Source organism: Cuniculiplasma divulgatum (assembly GCA_031200235.1).
Taxonomy (GTDB): Archaea; Thermoplasmatota; Thermoplasmata; order Thermoplasmatales; family Thermoplasmataceae; genus UBA509.
The window spans coordinates 1,631,466-1,651,961 of sequence record CP133595.1; the positions used below are offsets into that span (position 1 = coordinate 1,631,466).

Sequence of the window (20,496 nt, forward strand, 5' to 3'; positions counted from 1 at the left end):
ATGTGTTATGCTTCGTGTTGCGTTGAAGATAAGGTGCATTTCTGTTAGGAATCATGTACTGGAAGGGATTCCATCCGGCCAGCAACTAGAGACACTGGAAGGGGACCAGATTTTCCTCTGTGATTATGATGGTATACTCCATGGGAATTATAATTTCAAGACTTACACCAGAGTTGCCAAATTTTTCGACACGGTGGTATTCAACATGGTGCAGAAAGAGTATGATCTGGTGGACTCACTTGTCTCCGGAGCCGCCAGGGTTGTAGTGGATCCAGGCATGAAAGATTCAGTGTTGCAAAAGGTGCTTGATATCTCACCTGAGACGGTTTTCCCATATGGCAGCCAGGAAAGGGTTGAGCAGTTCCGTGCGTACGGCGGCACAGCATTTCTCTCAACAAGGCAGATAAACGGCCCTTTCAGTATCTGTTATAATGCTGGGGTGGCAATATCATCTGAAAAATATGTGGATATAGAAAATTTCCCAGAAGATCTTCTCAGGTTTATCTAAAAACTTCGACTTTGAAACATAAAGTTCCTTCTTCAGCAGGCTCTCTATTAAGGAGTGCTGAAGCCATGTAAACCAGATAAACTCTGGAAATCTGGTGAACTTCTGACGAAATTCGTAGAAATAGATATATATTGAAAAACTGATATAGATTCTGGCCATGGACAGTGCACGTGAAAACGATTCTACCAGCGGCAGCATAAATCCTTTTGTATCAGCACTTTCCGTGATGAACTTCTTCTTTGCAATGGCAATGAACGTATTTGGCTATACTGTTTTCTACCTGCTGCAGAGTTATCATATACCCATAATCTTCGGTGGAATTGGTACCACCATAGGCCAGATTATACTTCTCACCATACTTATTCCCCAGGGCAGGGCCATAGATAAGGGTTCATCCTATGAGCTTATGATCATCGGATCGCTTGTTTACAGTTCTGGGATGATATTGCTTTCACTGCGTTTCATCCCTGGCCTGCTTCAGGCATATGTAATTTCATCAGTAGTCATAGGCGCAGTACTTGTTACACAGAATACGTACAAATCTTCGCTTGGATCATTTATAGGGAAAGCCTCAAAACTCTCCATACTGGGGAAGCATTATTCCAGAATCATAATGATGGAGACGGCTGGGGGAACGGTAGCCATGTTTGTTGTGGCTGCAATGAGGGAATTCTCTCACCTGTATGTGGTTTACCTGGTTTCAGGGGCGATTCTTCTCGCAGTGACCATACTTACATTTTTTGTCCTTTACCCGGAGAGCAGAAAGCTGGCCCTTAAAAGCGAAGCATCCACCCTCAGGCCAACATTCCGTGAAAGCCTGATCCTGTTTAGGGAAAAGCGCAGATTCGTGATACCTGTGCTTCTGACAAAGATATTCATGTCAGTGGGCGTTTACGGGATTTCATATTTCTTCATACTGAGCGGGGAAAAGATCGGGGTTATTCCGGAATATTCCATTATCCTTCTTGGAATAGGTTTTGCAATATCAATTCCATCTGGGGTTTACTCGGGCAAATATGTGGACCGCCACCCATCCACTGGCAAGGCATACATAATACTTCTTGGACTCTTTGACATTTTCTTCTACGGTGCAATACTGGTCTCAATATACCTGAGGAATCCATACATATTCTATGGGTCAATATCCTTTAATGCATTTGGCCCGCTCTTTGTCTCCGGTGCGATGTCATACGAAGTGAAGGTCATCGGAAAGGAGAACCGGGGGATGTTTTCTGCGCTGCAGAGAACTCTTGTTGGTGTCACCTTCATATTGCTGGGAATACCATTTGCCTATCTCTACTCATTTGACTACAGAACCATCTGGATAGTGGTCACTGCCACGGCAATCCTGTCAGTGATTTCTGCTGCCTTCATACCTGGCGCTGGGACACTTGCATCACCTCAGGCGCAGGAAGCTGTTCCACAGGCTACAGGAGTAAAGTGAACTGGTTCCGGCAATCTATGGTGATTTCAATAGGGAATCAATGGACAACAGCACATTGTTAACTTCACAGGGTTACAAGCTCTAATTTTTACTTTATTCCTGAAGCGGGAGTAGTTTTCGCCAAAATGATATGGAGTTATTGTGGTTTTCCATTCCGAAAGGCGCATGACTATGTTTTTACTGAATCATCAACACAGACCATATCTCTGTATGCAACCGGGTACAGATTCAACTTGAGATTATGTCATTTAAAAATCAGCACGGCTCCAGGACAGTCAGTGCCATCAAATATTGTCCCCGCACCTGGATTCTATAGGTTGTGCAGTGGCATGCCACCTGATTTTCCATCATCCTGAGCTTCAAGTATTATTCTTACTCAGGCGTGCACAGAAACGCGAAGCCTTTGCGGATAGAATAGTTCAGGTACTGTGGTTCCTAGAAAAGATATTAAGGCCGTATTGAGTATAATCACTCATGGCCTTCATAGCAGTTACTGAATTATCCGGCACAATCAACGAGAGAAAACTTTCCGGCCTCATGCCAATACTCGACGCAGTTGAGAAAAGCTCCAGGGTGCGTGGCCTGTTGATCCATATGAACAGTTCCGGAGGTGAGGCCAATGCTTCGGAAATTCTTTTCAGGAAGGCCCGGGCTATTCGCGAAAAGAAACCCGTGATTTCATATGTATCCGGAATGTGCGCGTCGGGGGCCTACTGGGTTGCCAGTGCTTCAAACAGAATATATTCAATGGAAACTTCATTAGTCGGTTCGATTGGTGTCATAAGTATCACGCCAAATGTCAGGAAGCTTCTGGAAAAAATCGGGATCGATGTTCAGGTAAGCAAGGCCGGTAAGTACAAGGATCTGTTAAACCCGTTCTCCGAAGCAACCGAAGAAGGGAAGCAGAAAATGTTGCATATAATCGATTCTGCTTACCAGTCTTTCTGGAAGTCGGTTTCGGCAGAAAGAAAAATACCTGATGATCAGCGCGATGCAATTGCAACAGGGGAGGTCTTTACATCTGAAGATGCCGTGAAACTGGGACTGGTTGATTCCATAGGCGGTTATACTGAAGCACTTTCAGAGATAAGGAAAATTTCCGGAATTAAAAAGACCAGATTCATAGCGCCAAGGAAGACATTTGTGTCTAGGTTCATAGGGATGGCTGTGAAAGATGCAGTCCTTGAAACCCTGGATGCATCACTGGGCTACTGCATTTCATTGCAATGAAGCCAGCATACCACTTTACGGATCCTGCAGATCAGGTTTTTTACCACACCTGAAGACTGCCGGAACCAGATACATTGGTTTCCCTCCCGAAAGCAGCGGGAAAGGCTGCGTGATTTACTGCCGGAATAGTTGCCCTGAACCTGTTGGGAGAATGCGGATCCATGGTTAACCTGAGTTTCAGTTCATCATCCCGTATGTTCTCCCGCCACACCTGAGCCCAGGACAGAAAGAATCTCTGCTCCGGCGTGAAACCATCCACGTTCACTCTTCTCTCAGGATGCCGTTTCAGGTGCCTCTGCAATGCTTCAAATGCAATGCTGACGCCACCAAGGTCAGCAATGTTTTCACCAAGCGTCAGCCTGCCATTAACCTTCATTCCAGGAAGTGCTTCAAGGGCGCCATAGGTTTCAACAACATTCTCGGCAAGTTCTTCAAATCTCCTTGAATCTTCTGGCGTCCACCAGTCCATTATATTACCATTGTCGTCGTATTTCCTCCCCTGATCATCGAATCCATGGGTAATTTCGTGCGATATAACGGCACCTACAGCTCCATAGTTGACAGCATCGTCCATCTCAGGATCAAAATACGGCGGCTGCAGGATTCCAGCTGGAAACACAATTTCATTGTCTGGTGGCGAATAGTATGCATTCACTGTTGGAGGGGTCATCATCCACTCATCAGGGTCAACGCTCCTTCCTACCCTTGTCATCTGCCGTTTCATCTCAAAGGAGGCTGATCTGCGAACGTTACCCAGATAGTCATCCGGTTTTATGGTTATGGAAGAATAGTCCCTGAATTTCTTTGGATTTCCTATCTTCACCCTAAGCTTCCCGAATTTCTTTAATGCCAGTTCCCTTGTGCTGTACCCCATCCAGGTAATTCTTTTCAGCCTATCTGAGAATACGCTGCTTATATCAGAAATGAGCTCTGCCATTTTCTGTCGTGATTCCTCTGTGAAATATCTTTCAACATAGAGTTTTCCAAGGGATTCACCCAGACACGCATCTATGATGTTGACTGCTCTTTTCCATCTGGGCTCTATGGAAGGTTGACCCCTTATCTTGCGGCCATACATGTTGAAATGCATTTCCTCTGCTTCCCTGAAAAGGTACGGAAGGGAACTGTTGATCACGTTCCACTTCATATAAAGTGCAAGGTCGGCATTTTCGGATCGGGAGACAAGAGAATCGATCTCATCCAGGAATTCCGGCTGGCCGACCACAACGTATTCCGTGTTTCCTGCGCCCAATGCATTCAGATAGGTACTGAATCCCAGATGGGGATATTTTTGGGAAAGCTCCTGAACAGACATTCTGTTGTAATTTTTTTCAGGATCTCGGAGATCCACCCTGCTTCTGGATTCCCTGGCCATTCTGGTCTCCAGATTGACTACGGTTTCCGCATATTTCCCCGATGTTTCTTCATCCTCTCCATAAAGGGTGAAAACCTTCTGTACGTAGTCACGGAATTCCCTCCTCAGTTGTGAGAAAGTCTCTGAAAGGTAGTATTCCCTGTCCGGAAGCGATAATCCGCCCTGGTAAATATAGAGCGCATACACAGAACTGTTCTTTTCATCAGCCTGGGAGTAAGCATAGAAGAATGGAAATATCCCCATGGAGTGAATCTGGGCAAGGATTAATGGCAGTGTTTTCTTCAGATCCTGCGACGGGATAAGGTTCATATATTTCTGGATAGGCTGGAACCTGAGTTTTTCAATTACAACGGTATCCATTGCGGATTCATAAAAGTCCGTGAGCTGCTTCCTCTCCTTTCCGGATTGGTTTTCTTCAAGCAATTTTCGCAGTCTTTTCATGTTCAGTTCATAGAGCTCAGAAAAGGCACCCCATTCTGATCTGTCCTCCGGAATTGGATGATCTCTGATCCACTTCCCGTTAGCATATGTGAAGAAATCAGAAAATGGGTCAGTTTCTTTCATCATGAATGATGTTGAAAATCCTATGGATTCCTCATCTTTGGCGGTATCATTTCCGTTCACATCGTGATTTACGCTCTTACCTTTCATGGATTCCTTATATCTTCAGGCTATTAACCTGATTCCTTTGCATGCATATCTGCGGAGGTTTGATGTCCGGAGTTTTGGGAAATAATTGCACCAGGTTCAGGATCTGGACTTGATCTTCCTAGTTGAAATCTCTTCTACCTTGTCCATGAATTTTTTCAGGGCGCTTCCTGCGGGGATATCGGGGTTCAATCCCTGAGACTGCCAGTATTTTTTAAAGAAATACTGCAGGTTGAAAGTATCGGGACTCATGTAGTCAAGATTCATTAAAACAAAGTTTGTCATATCGGCAGCGACCTCTTCCGGGTTTCTGTCAGGAATTGTACCTTGCGGCAGGCCTGCTCCCTGGGGCAGTTTGGATGCGGAAGCAGATTTTTCAGAGCCAGTAACCGAGGATCTCACAAAGAGATGCACGAAACCATTCTGCAGGAATGCTATCTCTTCATGTTCAGCGGGGGCCTGGCTGGGAGCTCCAGAGGAGCTGGACGAAACATAGTGGTACAGAATGGGAGAGTGTTCGCTCATTATTGTTTCCACGAACTTTGAGGGATCGTCCCCCTTCCAGATGAGAATCTGGTTGAATGTACCCATTATGCTGTTCTGCAGAGGGTATATCCTGACCTTTTCCCCCAGATCAGCAATGAGTTTTGAGATATCGGATGTCATGAATGTACGTTAGTAATTATTGGATTAATACATTCCCCTACACTGCTAGATTTCATCTCGAAGAAGCAAATGTGGCTTTGGCTGATTTTTTCGGCAATGCTTTATGCAATGGGCACATGGCTTATATATGTACAGACATGGTTTTGTAGAGAAGGACATAGATCCGTCAACGGTGTACTCCCGCATAAAAGACATGCTGGTTGAGGACAAGTTCAACGTAACTTCGGACGAATCCAATGGAAATCTTAGGGAATTGCATGCAAGGAAGTCAAACAGGGAAAGGATAGTTCTTGGAAAGGTTAGGGATGTGGATGCCATGGTGGCTGGGCAGAAGGGAAAATTCGAAGTTCAGTTGCATGCGGGAATATGGGGTCGCGATCTTGCAGTACCTGCCATTGAAGGCATTTTTACTTTTGGGGCAGCAACAGCAGCAGAAGTTCACTCAGGCCATGAATACGAACTGAATCTCTGGAAGAAGGTGGTAAACCTCATAGACCCCAGCCTGAAGATGTGTGATCTGGATGGCCTGTTGTTCAATACGCAGGAGGACCTTGACAAGCACATGAAGACCCATCAGCAGCAGGCAATGGGATATGGATCTGGAATGGGAATGATGGGTATGGGAATGCTTGGAATGGGTATGATGGGAATGATGGGTATGGGCATGATGGGTGGAGGATTCTGGATCTGATCCTCTGGATTCTTTTCTTCGCGGTTTACTGTTAATTCAGATATTTTGACATCCTGATCTGGTTTAATGCATGGAGAATTTTTCGATTCAGCTATAATATCTGATATCCATGAGCGGGCCCGCCGGGATTCGAACCCAGGTCTTCGGCTTCGAAGGCCAACAGGATATCCTAGCTACCCCACGGGCCCTTCTTCAGTGATGGCTCTGTTGTTCTAAAGAATTGTCATTTCAGAGGGTTGTCTGGACGGAATTGCCTTCTGGAAAAATATTCCTGCTCTCCCCGGTGGAAACCATATAATCATATAACGTATAGAAAGGCTTGGTTTTACCCTTTTCTACCACACGGTATGCCGAAGCAAAGTTGAAGCAGAGCCTGCATTGCGTTACCATTCCCTCATGGAGATGGCACTGGCCGTTTAAATGGTACATGCATAAATGCTCAATTGAACCCGTCATATATCTGTGGCACCTTTCCCTTCAGCTGGGTATAAACTGACTTTATATATTCACCTTTTGTTGTATTCAGTTTTGCTATATCCTCATCATGCAGGCCAACAATCACTTCTGTGCCCAGCCCTATGAGTGATCTTGATTTTTCATCAATTTTAACATCCCGCAATGTACCCGCAGCCATGTGTCTCAGCAATACAACGACGTAAGTGTAGATATAGGTATTACTTCCCTGGGGAAGGTTTTCATCCAGAAATTTTCTCAGGTCGTTCAATTTCCCTCTTGAGGCAAGTGCGATTGCGCCGGCGATCCTCGCTACGAGCAATCCCATGAAATCCCCAATTCCCTGGGCCTGTTTCATGGCAAGTTCAGCGGCTCTCATTGCCTCATCAGCATTACCGTCTATTGCGAATTTAATGGCTCCAATGGTGTACCACAAGGGCAGGTAGTCATCAGCCTCCTGGAATGACGTAAGGAAAACCTTGTCAAGATTGGGGTTGAAATTGCCTGACTGGAATCCATCGGCTATATACTTCAGGCCGCGGCAGACAGTCTCCTGGACAGAACTTCCATTTCTCACGGCAAGGTCATACATCTCGTTAATGAAGGTAATGGCATTTTCAAGATTGAATGAATTCAGGTTTATTGTTGCCATGAACCTGAGGAACGGGTATGTCAGGTTGCTGTCGTCCACAATGCGTATGAGCTTCTGTGCGCTTGTGATGTTCTGCCGGAATTCGTCAAACCTGCCAGTGGTGTAATATATTTCACAGAGGTTGTATGTTGCGTACGCCCTGGACACCAGGGCACCGGAAATATAGGACTTCTCAATAATTTCGGTCAGCATCTTTGCCGATTCCTCCAGCTTTCCCTGGTAACTGTATATGATTGCAATATTGTTCAGGCTGAGAAGCTCGGCCTCGTAATGTCTCATCTTCTGGTTCAGGGCCAGTGATTCCTTATAAAGGTCAAGTGCGTTGCTCAACTGGAAACTTCTCACGCTCATGGTTCCAAGTAGGTTAAGTGCATCTGCAGTAACATCCTCGAAACCCTTCTTCTTTGCTAGGTTTCTTGCGTCCGTTGCATATTTTACCGTAAGTTCCCTGTTTTCCATATATGAATAGTCAACTGCCAGGGTCATGAGGGTCTCGGCATAATCCCTGGATTCAATGTCAAGGTGTGGCAGAAGCTCTTCGCATAATTTCACTGATTCAGCGTATCTTCCAGCCTTCCTGTACAGTCTGGCCAGCGTTATCCTGGCAAAGACGGGCTCAACTCTTATGACACTTTCGGAATTGCATAATTCGATGGCTTCCTTGGTCTGTCCCGCTATCTCATAGGCATAGGCAGCCAGCAGACTAAGGTGTGCACGTGCACCATCATTGCTGACCATTTTCAGGATTCTCAGGAACATTTCCGGTGAGGAGTTTATGAACGGGAGTTTCTGCCGGATTTCAGTCCACTGACCCTCCACCTCCTTCTCTATTGCCTCAGGATCTTTAACAAGAAGATAGATCTTGATTTTTGTAAGTGCAGGCAGATCATTGAATGAAGGTTGTTTAAGGAAATGGTCGGAGAGCACCTTTGATTTTTTCTCGGAAAGCGCCCCAATAACTAGGTCATTTATTCTCCTGTTCACCAGGCTGTAATTGACATCATTATGTGTTACAAAGCCAGCTTCGGTCAATCTGTCAAGAATATGAAGAACATCGCTTCTCTCAAGTTCCAGCATTCTGGCAATGAAGCCCGGTGAAAGTTCTTCTGACATCAGTGCAATGAGGCCCAGGATAGACAGATCGGGGTCCTCCATGTCTGCAAGTACCCTTTCCAGCCTTGTTTCAAAACTCGGTGGTATTGGGAAGAATCTGTACGTTACCTCCTCAAGCTCATTGTTGCTGTTTATTATGCCTCTTTCCTGGTAGTATTTCAGGGCATAATCTGCATATCTTATATTTCCGTTAGTAAGCCGGTAAAGCTCCTGAACAAATGAAATCGGAAGCTTGAAATGTTTCTGCCTGAGGAAATAGTTCATGTCTTCAATGTCGGGTTTTCTGAAGTTCAGCACCCATATGTTTGATTCCATTGTGACAACATTCAGGAACTTCCTCACCACATCCTGATCAAGGATCAGCTCTTCATTGAATGTTGCCATGAATATGTATCCGTTTTTCTTGCTGAGCCTGGATAGATAAACAAAGAGTTCTCGGGAAGGCTGGATCATGCTTTCAATATTGTCAAGGATAAATATGGTGTTTCTGGCCTTTTCTCCTGAAAAGTGTGAGAATATCTCCACTATCTTTGCCAAATCTCTCTCCTCAAATGTATCGAGTAGCTGATTGAGCAACTCGTTGTAGGCCTGATACTTGAGAGCTTCGTCTGAGTAAAAGGATTTTGCTCTGAAGACGTACATGCCCTTGCCCCTGGCAAATTCCTCGATGAAATTCAGGGCGGCGGTCTTTCCCCAGCCGCTCTTTCCCATAAGAAGGAACGATGTACCGGATATCTTCGACTTGTCAATGAGATCGATGAAATAATCACTGGCTTCCCTGTAGTTGAAGACTCGTTCCATTACGTATTGGGATTGGGAGGACTACTTAATTATTTTCCATAGTGCAGTCTGCATGAACTAATGCCTGCCAATCTGGATGCGCTTTCCGGATTCCGTAAGCCTTGTGGTTCCGAATTCATGCAAGCCCATGAGCTCTTCCTTGCTGAATGTGGGTCCTTCCGTGCATAGCTGTCTTCCATCTATGGAGCATGAATCGCAGATACCAATTCCACACTTCATGGTGCGTTCCAGTGAGAACTGGGCAGGGATGGGCTTATCCGCAACATAATCCAGTATGGACTTCAGCATCAGTTCTGGGCCGCATACGTACATCATGTCAAACTCATCCAGCTGTAGGGACTTAACACCATCAATGGCAAACCCTCTGATGCCTGCCGTACCATCGTCAGTAACCATTGTCACATGCCCCTCAGCAAATCTGTCTGCAAATAGAAGATCAGATGAGGTTCTTGCAGAAACAACACCATATGCGCTGGAATCAACCAGTGGAAGAAGGCCAGCCATGCCGGACCCTCCTCCAACTACTAATTTTCTTCCTGGCTTGATGTCAAAGGGTCTTCCATATGGTCCCCTGAAAAAGATCCTGTCTCCCTTCTTGAGGCCGATCATTGCTTCGCTGGTTTCGCCATAGCTTCTGATGGTGATGCCTTTCAGGAGGCCTGTATGAGATACTGAAATGGGAATTTCGCTGTGGTCAGGCATCCACACCATGATGAACTGTCCCGGTTCAACTTTCTGGTCCCAGCTGAACCTTATTGTTACTGTATTTCTCCCTATCCTCTCCACATCGGAAATATCCTTTACTATCATTCAACAGCCACCCCGATCATTTCAGAGATTCTGCTGAACCCTTCCGCTTCCATGAATTTCTCGAGGTCTGCTTCTATTATTGAAAATACATCTTTCCCCTGTGTGTAAAGCGCTGTGCCTATCTGGACTGCAGAAGCACCGGCCATAACGTATTCAACAAGGTCGTTGGCGTTTTCAATTCCCCCAACACCGATTATTTCCTTCCCGGTCTCCTTTTTGACCTCATAAACGTACCTTACGCCAACATTTTTTATGGCTGGACCGGAAAGGCCACCATATCTGTTGGTGAGAACAGCTTTCCTGGCGTGTATATCTATGGACATTGCCCTTACGGTGTTTATGAGGACAAGCGCATCTGCCTTATGAGCGGCGTTAGCAATGTCCACTATGTTTGTGACGTTTGGGGAAAGTTTCGCGAACACCGGTATTTTCAGTTTTGATTTCAGCGTGGTCACTATATCCTCCACAAGCTGCGGGTCAGAACCAACCTCTGTGCCGTATCCTGCCACGTGTGGGCAGGAAAGGTTCAGCTCCACTGCAGTTGCTCCGTATTCCTCCATGTTCAGTGCCAGCTGGAGAAATTCATCTGCAGTTGCACCGAAAATACTTCCCACAATTGGTTTATTTCCACTCAGCGCAATTTCCATCTCACCCCTGAAATTTTTAATTCCGGGGTTAGCAAGACCAATGGCATTAAGAAGTCCTCCATGGATTGGCACCACAACAGGGGGCTTGTATCCTGTCCTCTCACTGGTGCCAATGGACTTAGTAACCACTGCAGCAGCGCCTTTTTTCAGGATTTCAAGCATTGTGTATCCATTTTCATCCAGTATTCCAGAGGCAAGCATCATTGGATTGGAAAGCCTTATTCCGGCTACGGTTGTATCAGTGTGAACCATTAAAATTGACCAGCTTCCATAGCATTACCATATCCATAAATTTTGTCAGATCTGATGCGCCCGGAATTAAATATGGGAAATCAGGCATGCTCATATGCCCTGCCGTATTTCACCATTATTGAAGTTTTTTTGACAGTCTTGACATCCAGAATTCTGTCAAGGTCCTTCCTTGAGAGTCCCGGCTTCAGCTCAGGTGGTTCCAGTACACCATAAATTGTAAAGAAATACCTGTGCACCTGCTTCCTTGGGGGGCAAGGCCCGTTGTAGCCGATCTTTCCAAAATCGTTTACCCCCTGGCTCCATCCTTCTGGGGTGGTCTCCGTTTTCGGCACATTTTCAGGAAGAGACTTGACATCCGGTTTTATATTATAAATGATCCAGTGAACGAATGTTCCATGCGGGGCATCCGGGTCTTCGACAATAAGTATAAAGGATTTGGCAGATTGTGGAGCGTCATCCCACTTGATCTCAGGTGAGACATCATTTCCATCACATGAGAATTTCTGGCTCAGCATATCCCCATTTTTGAATCCCGTCATCTCAATCTTGAAAGTCATAAATCATTATTGCAACTGTTTTTAAAAGGATATGGTCGGCTTGTATTTCATAAGGCCTGCCTTTTATCACAAGTACTGGCAAAAATTGGATTAATGCGGCTCCAGGTTGTCTGCCCTGCCCTTTCTGTCCACAAGTGCAGGAAACATCTCCTGCAGTTTCTTAATCTTGGGATTTATGACAAATCTGCAATATGCGGCACCTGCATTCTTTTCGTAATAGTTCCTGTGGTAATCTTCAGCAGGATAGAAATTCTTGAATGGCAGTACCTGTGTAACAATGGCTCGCTTGAAATGTTTCTGATCCTTAAGGCGCTTTATGAAATCAATTGCAGAATTCTTCTGAGATTCGGAGGTGTAAAATATCACATATCTGTACTGTTCGCCAGTGTCCGCTCCCTGCTTATCAATCGAGGTAGGATCGTGGATAGAGAAGAAAATCTCCAGTATCTGCTCCAGATCAGTTACTTCTGTGTTGAAGACAACCCGGGCAACTTCTATGTGTCCGGTATTTCCAGAACACACCTGATCATATGTGGGATTTTCCACATGCCCACCGGAATAGCCAGGGGTAACTTCTTGAATGCCCTTTATGGTTCGAAACGCAGCCTCAGTGCACCAGAAACATCCGGCACCCAGATAGATTGTCTGATTCATTTTTCCTCAGGTGACAATCACTTTATGCTTTATTAGGAGTGATGAATCAGTTTTCGTTCCCCATACTGAATTGAGACTGCGAAACTTTAAACCAACCATACGTTTTGAACAGTATCCATGAAGAGCGTGTTCAAGCAGGATAAGGCTGTGTCCCCAATAATAGCAACAATTCTGCTAATTGCAATTACCGTCACACTGGTATCGACAGCCTACACTCTGATTTCTGGATACATTCCAATCCCTTCATCCCCAACGCCTACTGCAAATCTGAACATTGCTAACCTTACCTACAGGTCATCAGGTTCAATAAACGGTACATACGCTATTTCACTGAGTTCAGTGAACGGTAATATATCATTGGATAATATTGTCCTTCTCATCATCATGCAAAACGGAACCGTGGTTGAAGAGAATCTGGGCATGGTTCTCAATGCAGGGAAGATACAGGTGGAATCTGGCACATTGTCCATAAACATGACCGGGAATGAACCGTACCTTTCCAGCACAACGGAGATAATTGTCAATCTTGCACTATCACCCGGATATATCTCCTACGTTGCTTTGAAAGACATTAAAACAGGCGGTACTGTTGGTTCTGCTCTGGTAACATAATGGGCATCAGAAATTACCATAAGATCTTACACACAGTGCCAGCCCCAGTGGCTTTCCCACTCCAGAATCCATAAAAAAGGGTGTAAATCAGGCTCCACCTGATCAGGTGTCACATGACCAGATTAGGGAGTATGGCGCAGGTTGCTTATAAATCAACCTCTTAATAGAACCGGCATTGAATATTTATTTCCTGCGTTATACTGAAAGATGGTGGAAGATTGTCCGTTATTTTTCTTCAGGAAGGTGCCCAATTCGCGTACCAGTATCTTCTTAACAACATCTGGGTCATATTTTCAGCGCTTCTCATATTCTTGATGACCATAGCAGTGGGTTTTCTGGAAGTGGGTGAGATTGGTCTCGGTTTCTCACGAAGCCTGATGAAGACACTTTCAATAACCGCTGTGTCACTGGTTGTGATGGCATTCTTTGGTTTCAACATCGCGTTTGCCCCCACCATAAGCGGGGTAATAGGCGATCCCTTCTACATGCCGGGGCTGTTTCTTGGCGGTTTTTCATCCAGCGCAGCCGGGTTGCTTACGGGGCAGTGGTGGTCCATGTCTGCCTCATATTCAGGAACCGGGCTGATGACTGGCTCATATTTCCTGTTCGAGGCCGCATCAGCTGCCGTTACATTCGCTCTTGTATCTGTAATATTTCTTAACAAAGTAAAATTCTCAGTTCAGGTTGCATTTTCAGTTGTATATTTCCTGTTCATATGGACCATACCTGCGTCATGGATCTGGAATCCAACAGGGTGGCTCTACACACTTGGAATGCGTGACTTTGCAGGCGGTATTGTGGTGCATGGTGCAGCAGGCATAGCCGGTCTCGCAATAGTGCTGCAGATCTGGCGTGAAGAGAGATCTTCAGGCCAGAAATCATCCACTCAGGTTCCATTCAATGTGAATGAAACCTGGCTCACCCTTGCCATTCTCCTGTTGTGGATTGGGTGGTTTGGCTTCAATGCAGGAAGTGTTTTTGCTTTCAACTCTGACGCACTTGTTGTTGTTCTCACAACATTCCTGTCCGGTTCCATGTCATTTGTCAGCATGATGGTCGTGGCATACCTGTATACACATGAGATGCCTGGTCTGATGGATGGCGTTAACGGTGTCCTGATGGGTCTTATTGTCATAACCCCCCTTGCCGGCTTTGTAAGTCCTGAAAGCGCAATAATACTGGGACTGGTAGCTGCGTCAATCTACTTCTTCGTTTCAAACCGGCTATCAAAGTCAAGGTGGTTTTCGGACCCAATAGGCCTGTTTCCAGGGCATCTTGTTGGTGGAATATTTAGCATCACGATGATCGGTTTCTTTACTGAAAGCTCATTTGCAGCAGCTTCCGGGAATCCAGGCTTACCCAACGGGCTGTTCTTTGGCAGAGGTTTGTCAGCGCTGAGGCAGCTCGGCATTGAGGAACTTGGGGTGATTTCTGTTGCTGCATTTGTCTTTGTGGTATCTTTAATCACCATGATGGCAATCTCAAAGCTCATGGGCGGTATTCTGGAGGAAAGCGAAAAGGTTCCAGGCATCACCAAGGATACAACAAGGAAACATGCAACATCCGGTGGCAGGTGAATCAATCTCGCCTCAGCCGGAAGATCGACGTTAATTACCAGCCAGAAATTTGCTTATAATGGATGAAACATTAACAGTCTGAAAACCAAATACTGAAAATTTGCTCATATTTCTATAACTGGTCACGAGAACAGTCACCTTGTCATTTATGCTGCTATCACGCACCGCCTGATTTATTGTGGCGGCAATCAGGATGTTGTATCCGTCATCATTTGATGCAACAAGTATCCTCTCGCAGTTGTTGAGCCTGAATGAATTTATAAGGCTCTCATCATCTGCATTCTGGTTGATCACAAGAAAGCCCTCATTGCGAAGTTTTTCAGTCTCCTGTTGCGAACGTTCCACTATGACGCATGTCTTTCCCTGCTTCTGCAGATCAGACACGTATGCATGAACAAATTCCGAATAGCCAAGAACAAGCGTATAATTCTGAAGGTTTTCAAGCTGATGCCTTTCCATCCTTACCACTACTCCTCCAAGTCTTCTCTGTATTATGGGTGTTATGAGTATTGTCATTGCCCCAAAGAATATTGCTACTCCAAGTATTGAAAGGGATATTGTAAACATTCGGGAGGTTAGTGTAATGGGGAGTATATCCCCAAATCCAAGGGTAGTGACGGTTTCTCCCGTGTAATAAAGGGCAGTTCCAATATTTGTGATTGGAGGGCTGAATTCGTTGCCGAACAGAAGAGACCCACCGACACCGTAGGATATTGTGAAGATTATTGTTATTATGGCAACAGCAATCTCCGGACGGCCAAGAGTTACTGAAGGCATAGTATAATCCTTCCTCTGCCTGAACATAATGAAGAATATAAGAAAACTGAGGACAATCCCTACAAGTGTAAGGTGGTAGCGTCTTTCGCTGCTGAGAACGAGAAGAATAAAGGTTAAAATCAATGCTCCAAGAAGCAATCTCCATGTCCCACGGGTCTTCTGCAACTGGAGGAAGCTAAGGACGATCAGGAAAAAGCCATCAAAAAGTGTGAAAAAGGAAAAACTTCGTTCGGCTATGATGAAGTGCAAACCGAATAAGCTTATGTGATAGGTATGGGTTGAACTGGCAAGGACGATGCCCAGCGCAATAGTAAGTAAACCCATGACTGTAAACAATATATTCAGGTTTACCTTTGGCGCGGCAGAGTTCATGAGGATCAAATTACTGGCATGAATATAAATAAGTGCACCAGCCTTAGAGGTCACTGCCTTCGCCCAGTTCCAGGATCTAAAATGGACCTTGCAAACCAATACAATTCCTGACAATTCGATAGCATAAAGATGGAAAAATTTTGAGCCATAGGGCAAAATTTACTAAAGCATTAGCGAAAAAAGCTCCGATCTTCTAGGTGGATAAAAAGTCAGTATACATTTAGTATGAGGAAAGTTATGAATATTCAAAACTATGAATACGGCGGCTGTTCTTCTCGCGATTCAGGTCTGCCTTCTATTTCTCTTTTGTTTGCCGTTTCTATTCGTTCCTTTGATACCGCAAAATATTCGGGGTTTACTTCAAAGCCGATAAAATTCCTGCTTAACTGAACAGCAGATACTCCCGTAGAGCCCACTCCCATAAACGGATCGAAAACAACGGCGCTTTCATGCGAAGCTATTTCTATTATTTTATTTAGAATTTTCAAGGGTTTTTGAGTGGGATGGGTCGGGTTTTTTACTCTTTCGCGTCCCATGCAAATTGGACTTTCAATGAAATTATGCATTTCACTTTGCCTTCCAAAGTTCCAGATATGCCCCTTATTCCACATGCACACTATGAGTTCACAGCTGTTCAGAAATCCAGCCCTGTATAGCTTGGGTGGCGGGTTCGTTTTATGCCACACGACAAATTGAAAAGTGTCAAAAAGTGGGTCGAACGCTTCGTGCCATTTTCCAATAAGATTATAACTGCAAAATGCAAATATATTTCCAGTTGGCTTAAGGATCCTTCTGAATTCATCAGCCCATTCCAGAGGAATAAAATTTTCTTTGTCCCATTCGGCTAAATCGTTATTAAACTCCTTTCTCCAGGACATCTTTATGTTGCCGGTTGAATACGGGCTGAGGTTATATGGGGGGTCCGTAAATATGAGGTCCACACTCCTGTCGGGAAGTTGCTTTATCAATTCCTTGGCGTCTCCCAGTCTCAAATCTATATTCATTTATTAGCCTCAAGACAACCATTGATACGCCTATTAAATTTGTGTTGAAAAGTTCGATTACAATCATGTCTCAAGGTTCAACGGCAGTATGCTGAATTTTGTGTGGGAGTAACCGGGACCTGATTAATGTTTTAATCGAAGTTGAAAGCAAACACCTATTGCTAGTGCGAACTGCCCAGATTTCCATATTTTGAGATCAGAATACTGACAAATTCTTCAAATGAAACCATGCATTCTTTCAGTCAGAAATTAGTAGATTTCCAATCTACCTACGACACAAATACGTGTGAATAAAACGTATATGGTATTTTCCAAATTTTGATCAGGTTCCCCAGTATGTTAGATCTTAACCTTTCATTGATACAAATTGATAGTATGTTTCAAGCGTGACCTCCTCCCCTATCTTTCGAAAGGGGCTTCCCGCTTCGACGGCTAGCAGCGGAACCTCCACAGGCATGAATTCCCTCCGGTCCGGGGACACTCTGCTCTCCATGCTCAACCATTGGACCTTATGGCCACAGGCACGCATGGAGCCACATGTTATCCGACCTTCTTCCATTCTGTCTGCTGGTGAGCATTGTAATGTTTCGAGAAAACATAAAAAAAGTTTCACTTTCATTCCCTCCCTTTCGGATGGGGATTTCCCGCTAAATTTTGGATAAATAAATATGATGAGAAAAACAAAATGTAATAGGGAACGGGCCCGGTGGGATTCGAACCCACGATCACCGACTTAGAAGGACGGTGCCTTATCCATACTAGGCCACGGGCCCGTTCTCCTCAATACAGCGTTGAATTTGAAAGTTTCCATCCCATAACAACTGTTTTCCTGGCGCTCTTGGTTCTTGGAGAGTAAGTAACAACAAACAGGTGGCTATGGGAATGATGACAGGCTCGATGTTTTATAAGGAATTCAGCTTTGATAGAGTGCATTTTATTGCTAGATCGCCAGCAAATTTAGTCCAAGCTATCGCTCTGAGAATCTGGAGAGATAAATAATCCGTCTCCCCGCATGATCTTTCAGGCTTAATGGCTTAGGTTTTATTGGGGAAAGCTGCCCTAAATGAAGTTTCGTAGGCCAGTCTGAAAATCCTTAATATGATCCTTAGCATAGAAAACTTCAGATATGGAAGATCTACATTCCCCATTCCAGATTAGAATAATTCTTGAAAAAGAGAAATATTCAGACTACATTCAGGCAATCCGGCCTGATCTGGATACACACGTGGGTCGTTCAAGAACATGGCTGGAGGAAGACAGTGAAAGTTTCTATATTTATATACGGTCTCCTGATACAGTTGCACTGAGGGCGGCTCTTGGATCCATATCAAGGTGGTTCAAGGTAGTTAGGGAAGTTATGGAGGTAGTAAGTTAATGGAACCGAATTTAAGTCAATATATCCAGAATCAGCTAAAGCAGGCACAGCAGCTTGAGACCCAGATAGAACAGGTTGCCACACAGAAATACCAGCTGGATCTAAGGATAAAGGAAATAGACAAAACCCTGAAGGAACTCCAGACCATAGGTGCTGAAACGCCTGTTTACAAGAGTGTTGGAAACATCCTTTACAGGGTTGAGGACAAGCAGAAGCTTGTTGATGATCTCTCAGAACAGAAGGAACTCAGCGAGATACGTATCAAGACTCTGGAGAAGCAGCAGAAAACTCTGGAAGATAAGTACAAGGAGCTTGAGACCCTGATTCAGCAGAGATATCAGGAGGAAACCCAGAAAAGAGGTACTTCACAGTGATCGATCTGGTTGATGTTCAGGCTGAGAAGCCAAAGATTTCCATTCCAATTACAAGCGTCGGACTCAAGGGCATCACATATCCTGTCAGAGTAAGCCGTGACAACAGGGAAATAGATCTTCTGACAAGGATTGACATTTATGTTGACCTGCCTGCGGACAGGAAAGGGGCTGATTTTTCAAGAAAAATTGAGGCCATAAATGAGATCATTTTGGAGAACGGAGTGGTGCCAAGCATAGAGGACCTCAGTCTTCGTATTGCTGAGAAGGTGCTCCAGAAACTGCCTTATTCCACACAATGCAGGGTCACTGTATCAGCTGATTACATGCGAGAGAAAAAATCAAAAAATGGAAACAGCCGCATCATTGTGCCTTACAAACTGGAAGGTGAATCAGTTCTTCGAAGAAACGGGGAATCCCACAAAATGGTTGGTGTGAATGTCACGGGCTTGAATGCATGCCCATGTGCCATGGAAACCACGCGTGCGCTTATTTCACGCGATTTCCCAGGAAATGATCAAATCCTGAACAGAATTCCTTCAATAACACACAACCAGAGGAACCATGTCAGATTGATGGTTCAGGCTCCAGCTGGCAGGAGTATAGAGGCAGACGATCTCATAGGGATATGCGAGAAAGTCCTGGGAGGATCACTGCACTCACTTCTCAAAAGGATTGATGAGGGCGAACTGGTTTACAACGCACACAAGAATCCAAAGTTCGTTGAGGACATTGTTCGGGATATTGCCGCAGAGATCCTGCCAAGATACAGTGATTTTCCAGACGGTACCAGGGTCATTGTTTCATCAGAGAGCGAGGAAAGTATACACCCGCATAACGCTTATGCTGAAATCGACACCACTCTAGGCGAGCTGAGATCAAGCATTTCCAAACTGGATCACTGATCCGTGACCGGGCAGTATCCACGATGGCTTCATGCCCAGTATAGTTTCTTTTGATCTAAGGGCTTCGTCATAATCGATTGTAAAGGCTCTATTTACAGTTATTTCTGTTCCTTTCTTCAGGAGCGCATCCCCCACAAATATCGCTCTATGCTTTTCAACGTAGTATGATGTACTTCCCGGCGTATGCCCGTGTGTAGCAACTGGAGTTATTCCTTCAATGCTGAGTTCCGATACAGGATGAACATCGCTGACTGGCTCTGTTCTGGAAATACCAGCAACCATCCTTGAGATCAGAGATTTAGCTGGCTTTACATTTGCTTTTCCCCTGACCACATCCACCTCCAGATCAGGCACGTAAACCGTCGGTGAGAAGCGGGAATAAATCATCGCCAATCCGCCTATATGGTCTGGATGGTAGTGGGTAATAAGTACAACATCGGGTTTCATCTTCATATTCTCATAGAATGCTATTATCTTGTGCCCGGATGATTTCATTCCAGCATCAACCAGGATGTTAAGGTCCCCAATCTTCAGTGAGTAGCAGTGAGCCGTAGTACCCGGAATCTGCTTTATATCCTCCGGCAGGTTCAAAGTTCAGACAACCTCTTCAGCATTTTTGCCACACTTTCAACGGCATCCCTTGCCATCTCTATCCTGGCCTGTGCCTGAAGCCTGGTCTGGTTCGGGCCTGAAATCCCAAGTGCAACAGGTTTTGAATATTCAACAGAAAGATCTTCTATCTTCCTGGCAGCATTCTGCATTATTATCTGATCATGGTCCGTCTCACCCTTTATGACCGCCCCCAGTGTAACTGCTCCGTCCACATCCTTCTTCTCCAGGATCTTTTTTACGCCCAGAGGAATGTCAAAGGTTCCGGGCACCTTGAGAACATGCGTTACCTCAAGATTCATGAAGGCAGCATGCTCCTGCGCTCTCTGCAGCATCATCATGGTTATGTCATAATTATATTCCGATACAACAATTCCTATCTTCATTTCTTAC

The 20,496-nt window shown here is 45.0% G+C and carries 20 protein-coding genes and 2 tRNA genes; 9 read left to right on the top strand and 13 right to left on the bottom strand.

Annotation, left to right across the window (positions count from 1 at the left end; all coding sequences use genetic code 11):
- Positions 1-22: 22 nt before the first annotated feature.
- The 3 genes from RE469_08585 to sppA all read left to right on the top strand — a co-directional run bounded on the left by RE469_08585 (position 23) and on the right by sppA (position 3,182).
- Complete coding sequence (locus RE469_08585) at positions 23-508, top strand: hypothetical protein (GenBank protein ID WMT44250.1); 486 nt, start codon at positions 23-25, stop codon at positions 506-508.
- A 157-nt stretch (positions 509-665) separates the two neighbouring features.
- Positions 666-1,952: an MFS transporter gene (locus RE469_08590; protein WMT44251.1), complete on the top strand. Its 1,287-nt coding sequence runs from the start codon at positions 666-668 to the stop codon at positions 1,950-1,952.
- A 474-nt stretch (positions 1,953-2,426) separates the two neighbouring features.
- Positions 2,427-3,182, top strand: a complete 756-nt coding sequence (sppA, locus tag RE469_08595; GenBank protein ID WMT44252.1) for a signal peptide peptidase SppA — start codon at positions 2,427-2,429, stop codon at positions 3,180-3,182.
- 40 nt (positions 3,183-3,222) lie between these two features.
- Here the strand turns inward: sppA and RE469_08600 are convergent, their stop codons facing one another.
- Positions 3,223-5,208: a M13 family metallopeptidase gene (locus RE469_08600; GenBank protein ID WMT44253.1), complete on the bottom strand. Its 1,986-nt coding sequence runs from the start codon at positions 5,206-5,208 to the stop codon at positions 3,223-3,225.
- Between the two features lie 96 nt (positions 5,209-5,304).
- Entirely contained in the window at positions 5,305-5,871 is a 567-nt protein-coding gene (locus tag RE469_08605; GenBank protein ID WMT44254.1) for a hypothetical protein, read from the bottom strand.
- Positions 5,872-5,998: 127 nt separating this feature from the next.
- Between RE469_08605 and RE469_08610 the strand changes: the two genes are divergently transcribed.
- Positions 5,999-6,562: a hypothetical protein gene (locus RE469_08610; GenBank protein WMT44255.1), complete on the top strand. Its 564-nt coding sequence runs from the start codon at positions 5,999-6,001 to the stop codon at positions 6,560-6,562.
- Positions 6,563-6,676: 114 nt separating this feature from the next.
- On the opposite strand, the gene RE469_08615 is transcribed toward RE469_08610, so the two are convergent.
- The 6 genes from RE469_08615 to msrA form a co-directional block, all read right to left on the bottom strand.
- A tRNA-Arg gene (locus tag RE469_08615) sits at positions 6,677-6,750 on the bottom strand.
- Positions 6,751-7,001: 251 nt separating this feature from the next.
- A complete protein-coding gene (locus tag RE469_08620; GenBank protein ID WMT44256.1) occupies positions 7,002-9,581 on the bottom strand; it encodes a tetratricopeptide repeat protein in 2,580 nt (859 codons plus the stop codon).
- A gap of 57 nt (positions 9,582-9,638) precedes the next feature.
- Positions 9,639-10,391 (bottom strand): dihydroorotate dehydrogenase electron transfer subunit, encoded by a 753-nt coding sequence (locus RE469_08625; GenBank protein ID WMT44257.1) that lies wholly within the window; start codon positions 10,389-10,391, stop codon positions 9,639-9,641.
- A complete protein-coding gene (locus RE469_08630; GenBank protein ID WMT44258.1) occupies positions 10,388-11,290 on the bottom strand; it encodes a dihydroorotate dehydrogenase in 903 nt (300 codons plus the stop codon). The genes RE469_08625 and RE469_08630 overlap by 4 nt, the downstream gene beginning before the upstream one ends.
- A gap of 80 nt (positions 11,291-11,370) precedes the next feature.
- On the bottom strand, positions 11,371-11,847 hold the full coding sequence (locus RE469_08635; protein WMT44259.1) for a YbhB/YbcL family Raf kinase inhibitor-like protein: 477 nt from the start codon (positions 11,845-11,847) through the stop codon (positions 11,371-11,373).
- Positions 11,848-11,937: 90 nt separating this feature from the next.
- Positions 11,938-12,501, bottom strand: coding sequence for a peptide-methionine (S)-S-oxide reductase MsrA (gene msrA, locus RE469_08640; protein ID WMT44260.1), 564 nt, complete (start codon positions 12,499-12,501; stop codon positions 11,938-11,940).
- A 117-nt stretch (positions 12,502-12,618) separates the two neighbouring features.
- On the opposite strand from msrA, the gene RE469_08645 reads away from it, so the two are divergent.
- Together RE469_08645 and RE469_08650 are read left to right on the top strand one after the other, a co-directional pair.
- Positions 12,619-13,113, top strand: a complete 495-nt coding sequence (locus RE469_08645) for an archaellin/type IV pilin N-terminal domain-containing protein (GenBank protein ID WMT44261.1) — start codon at positions 12,619-12,621, stop codon at positions 13,111-13,113.
- Between the two features lie 218 nt (positions 13,114-13,331).
- Positions 13,332-14,690, top strand: a complete 1,359-nt coding sequence (locus tag RE469_08650; protein ID WMT44262.1) for an ammonium transporter — start codon at positions 13,332-13,334, stop codon at positions 14,688-14,690.
- Between the two features lie 30 nt (positions 14,691-14,720).
- On the opposite strand, the gene RE469_08655 is transcribed toward RE469_08650, so the two are convergent.
- The 3 genes from RE469_08655 to RE469_08665 all read right to left on the bottom strand — a co-directional run bounded on the left by RE469_08655 (position 14,721) and on the right by RE469_08665 (position 17,616).
- Positions 14,721-15,791 (bottom strand): NAD-binding protein, encoded by a 1,071-nt coding sequence (locus RE469_08655; GenBank protein ID WMT44263.1) that lies wholly within the window; start codon positions 15,789-15,791, stop codon positions 14,721-14,723.
- 299 nt (positions 15,792-16,090) lie between these two features.
- Positions 16,091-16,843, bottom strand: coding sequence for a site-specific DNA-methyltransferase (locus tag RE469_08660; protein ID WMT44264.1), 753 nt, complete (start codon positions 16,841-16,843; stop codon positions 16,091-16,093).
- A gap of 698 nt (positions 16,844-17,541) precedes the next feature.
- A tRNA-Arg gene (locus tag RE469_08665) sits at positions 17,542-17,616 on the bottom strand.
- Between the two features lie 353 nt (positions 17,617-17,969).
- On the opposite strand from RE469_08665, the gene RE469_08670 reads away from it, so the two are divergent.
- From RE469_08670 to mptA, 3 genes are read left to right on the top strand one after another with little or no spacing between them, the layout of a single operon-like run.
- Positions 17,970-18,218: a KEOPS complex subunit Pcc1 gene (locus tag RE469_08670; protein WMT44265.1), complete on the top strand. Its 249-nt coding sequence runs from the start codon at positions 17,970-17,972 to the stop codon at positions 18,216-18,218.
- Positions 18,218-18,592, top strand: a complete 375-nt coding sequence (locus RE469_08675) for a prefoldin subunit beta (GenBank protein ID WMT44266.1) — start codon at positions 18,218-18,220, stop codon at positions 18,590-18,592. The genes RE469_08670 and RE469_08675 overlap by 1 nt, the downstream gene beginning before the upstream one ends.
- Entirely contained in the window at positions 18,589-19,494 is a 906-nt protein-coding gene (gene mptA, locus RE469_08680; protein ID WMT44267.1) for a GTP cyclohydrolase MptA, read from the top strand. The genes RE469_08675 and mptA overlap by 4 nt, the downstream gene beginning before the upstream one ends.
- Here mptA and RE469_08685 read toward each other — a convergent pair.
- Together RE469_08685 and ribH are read right to left on the bottom strand one after the other, a co-directional pair.
- Complete coding sequence (locus RE469_08685; GenBank protein WMT44268.1) at positions 19,468-20,085, bottom strand: MBL fold metallo-hydrolase; 618 nt, start codon at positions 20,083-20,085, stop codon at positions 19,468-19,470. The genes mptA and RE469_08685 overlap by 27 nt on opposite strands.
- On the bottom strand, positions 20,082-20,489 hold the full coding sequence (gene ribH / locus RE469_08690) for a 6,7-dimethyl-8-ribityllumazine synthase (protein ID WMT44269.1): 408 nt from the start codon (positions 20,487-20,489) through the stop codon (positions 20,082-20,084). The genes RE469_08685 and ribH overlap by 4 nt, the downstream gene beginning before the upstream one ends.
- Between the last annotated feature and the right edge of the window lie 7 nt (positions 20,490-20,496).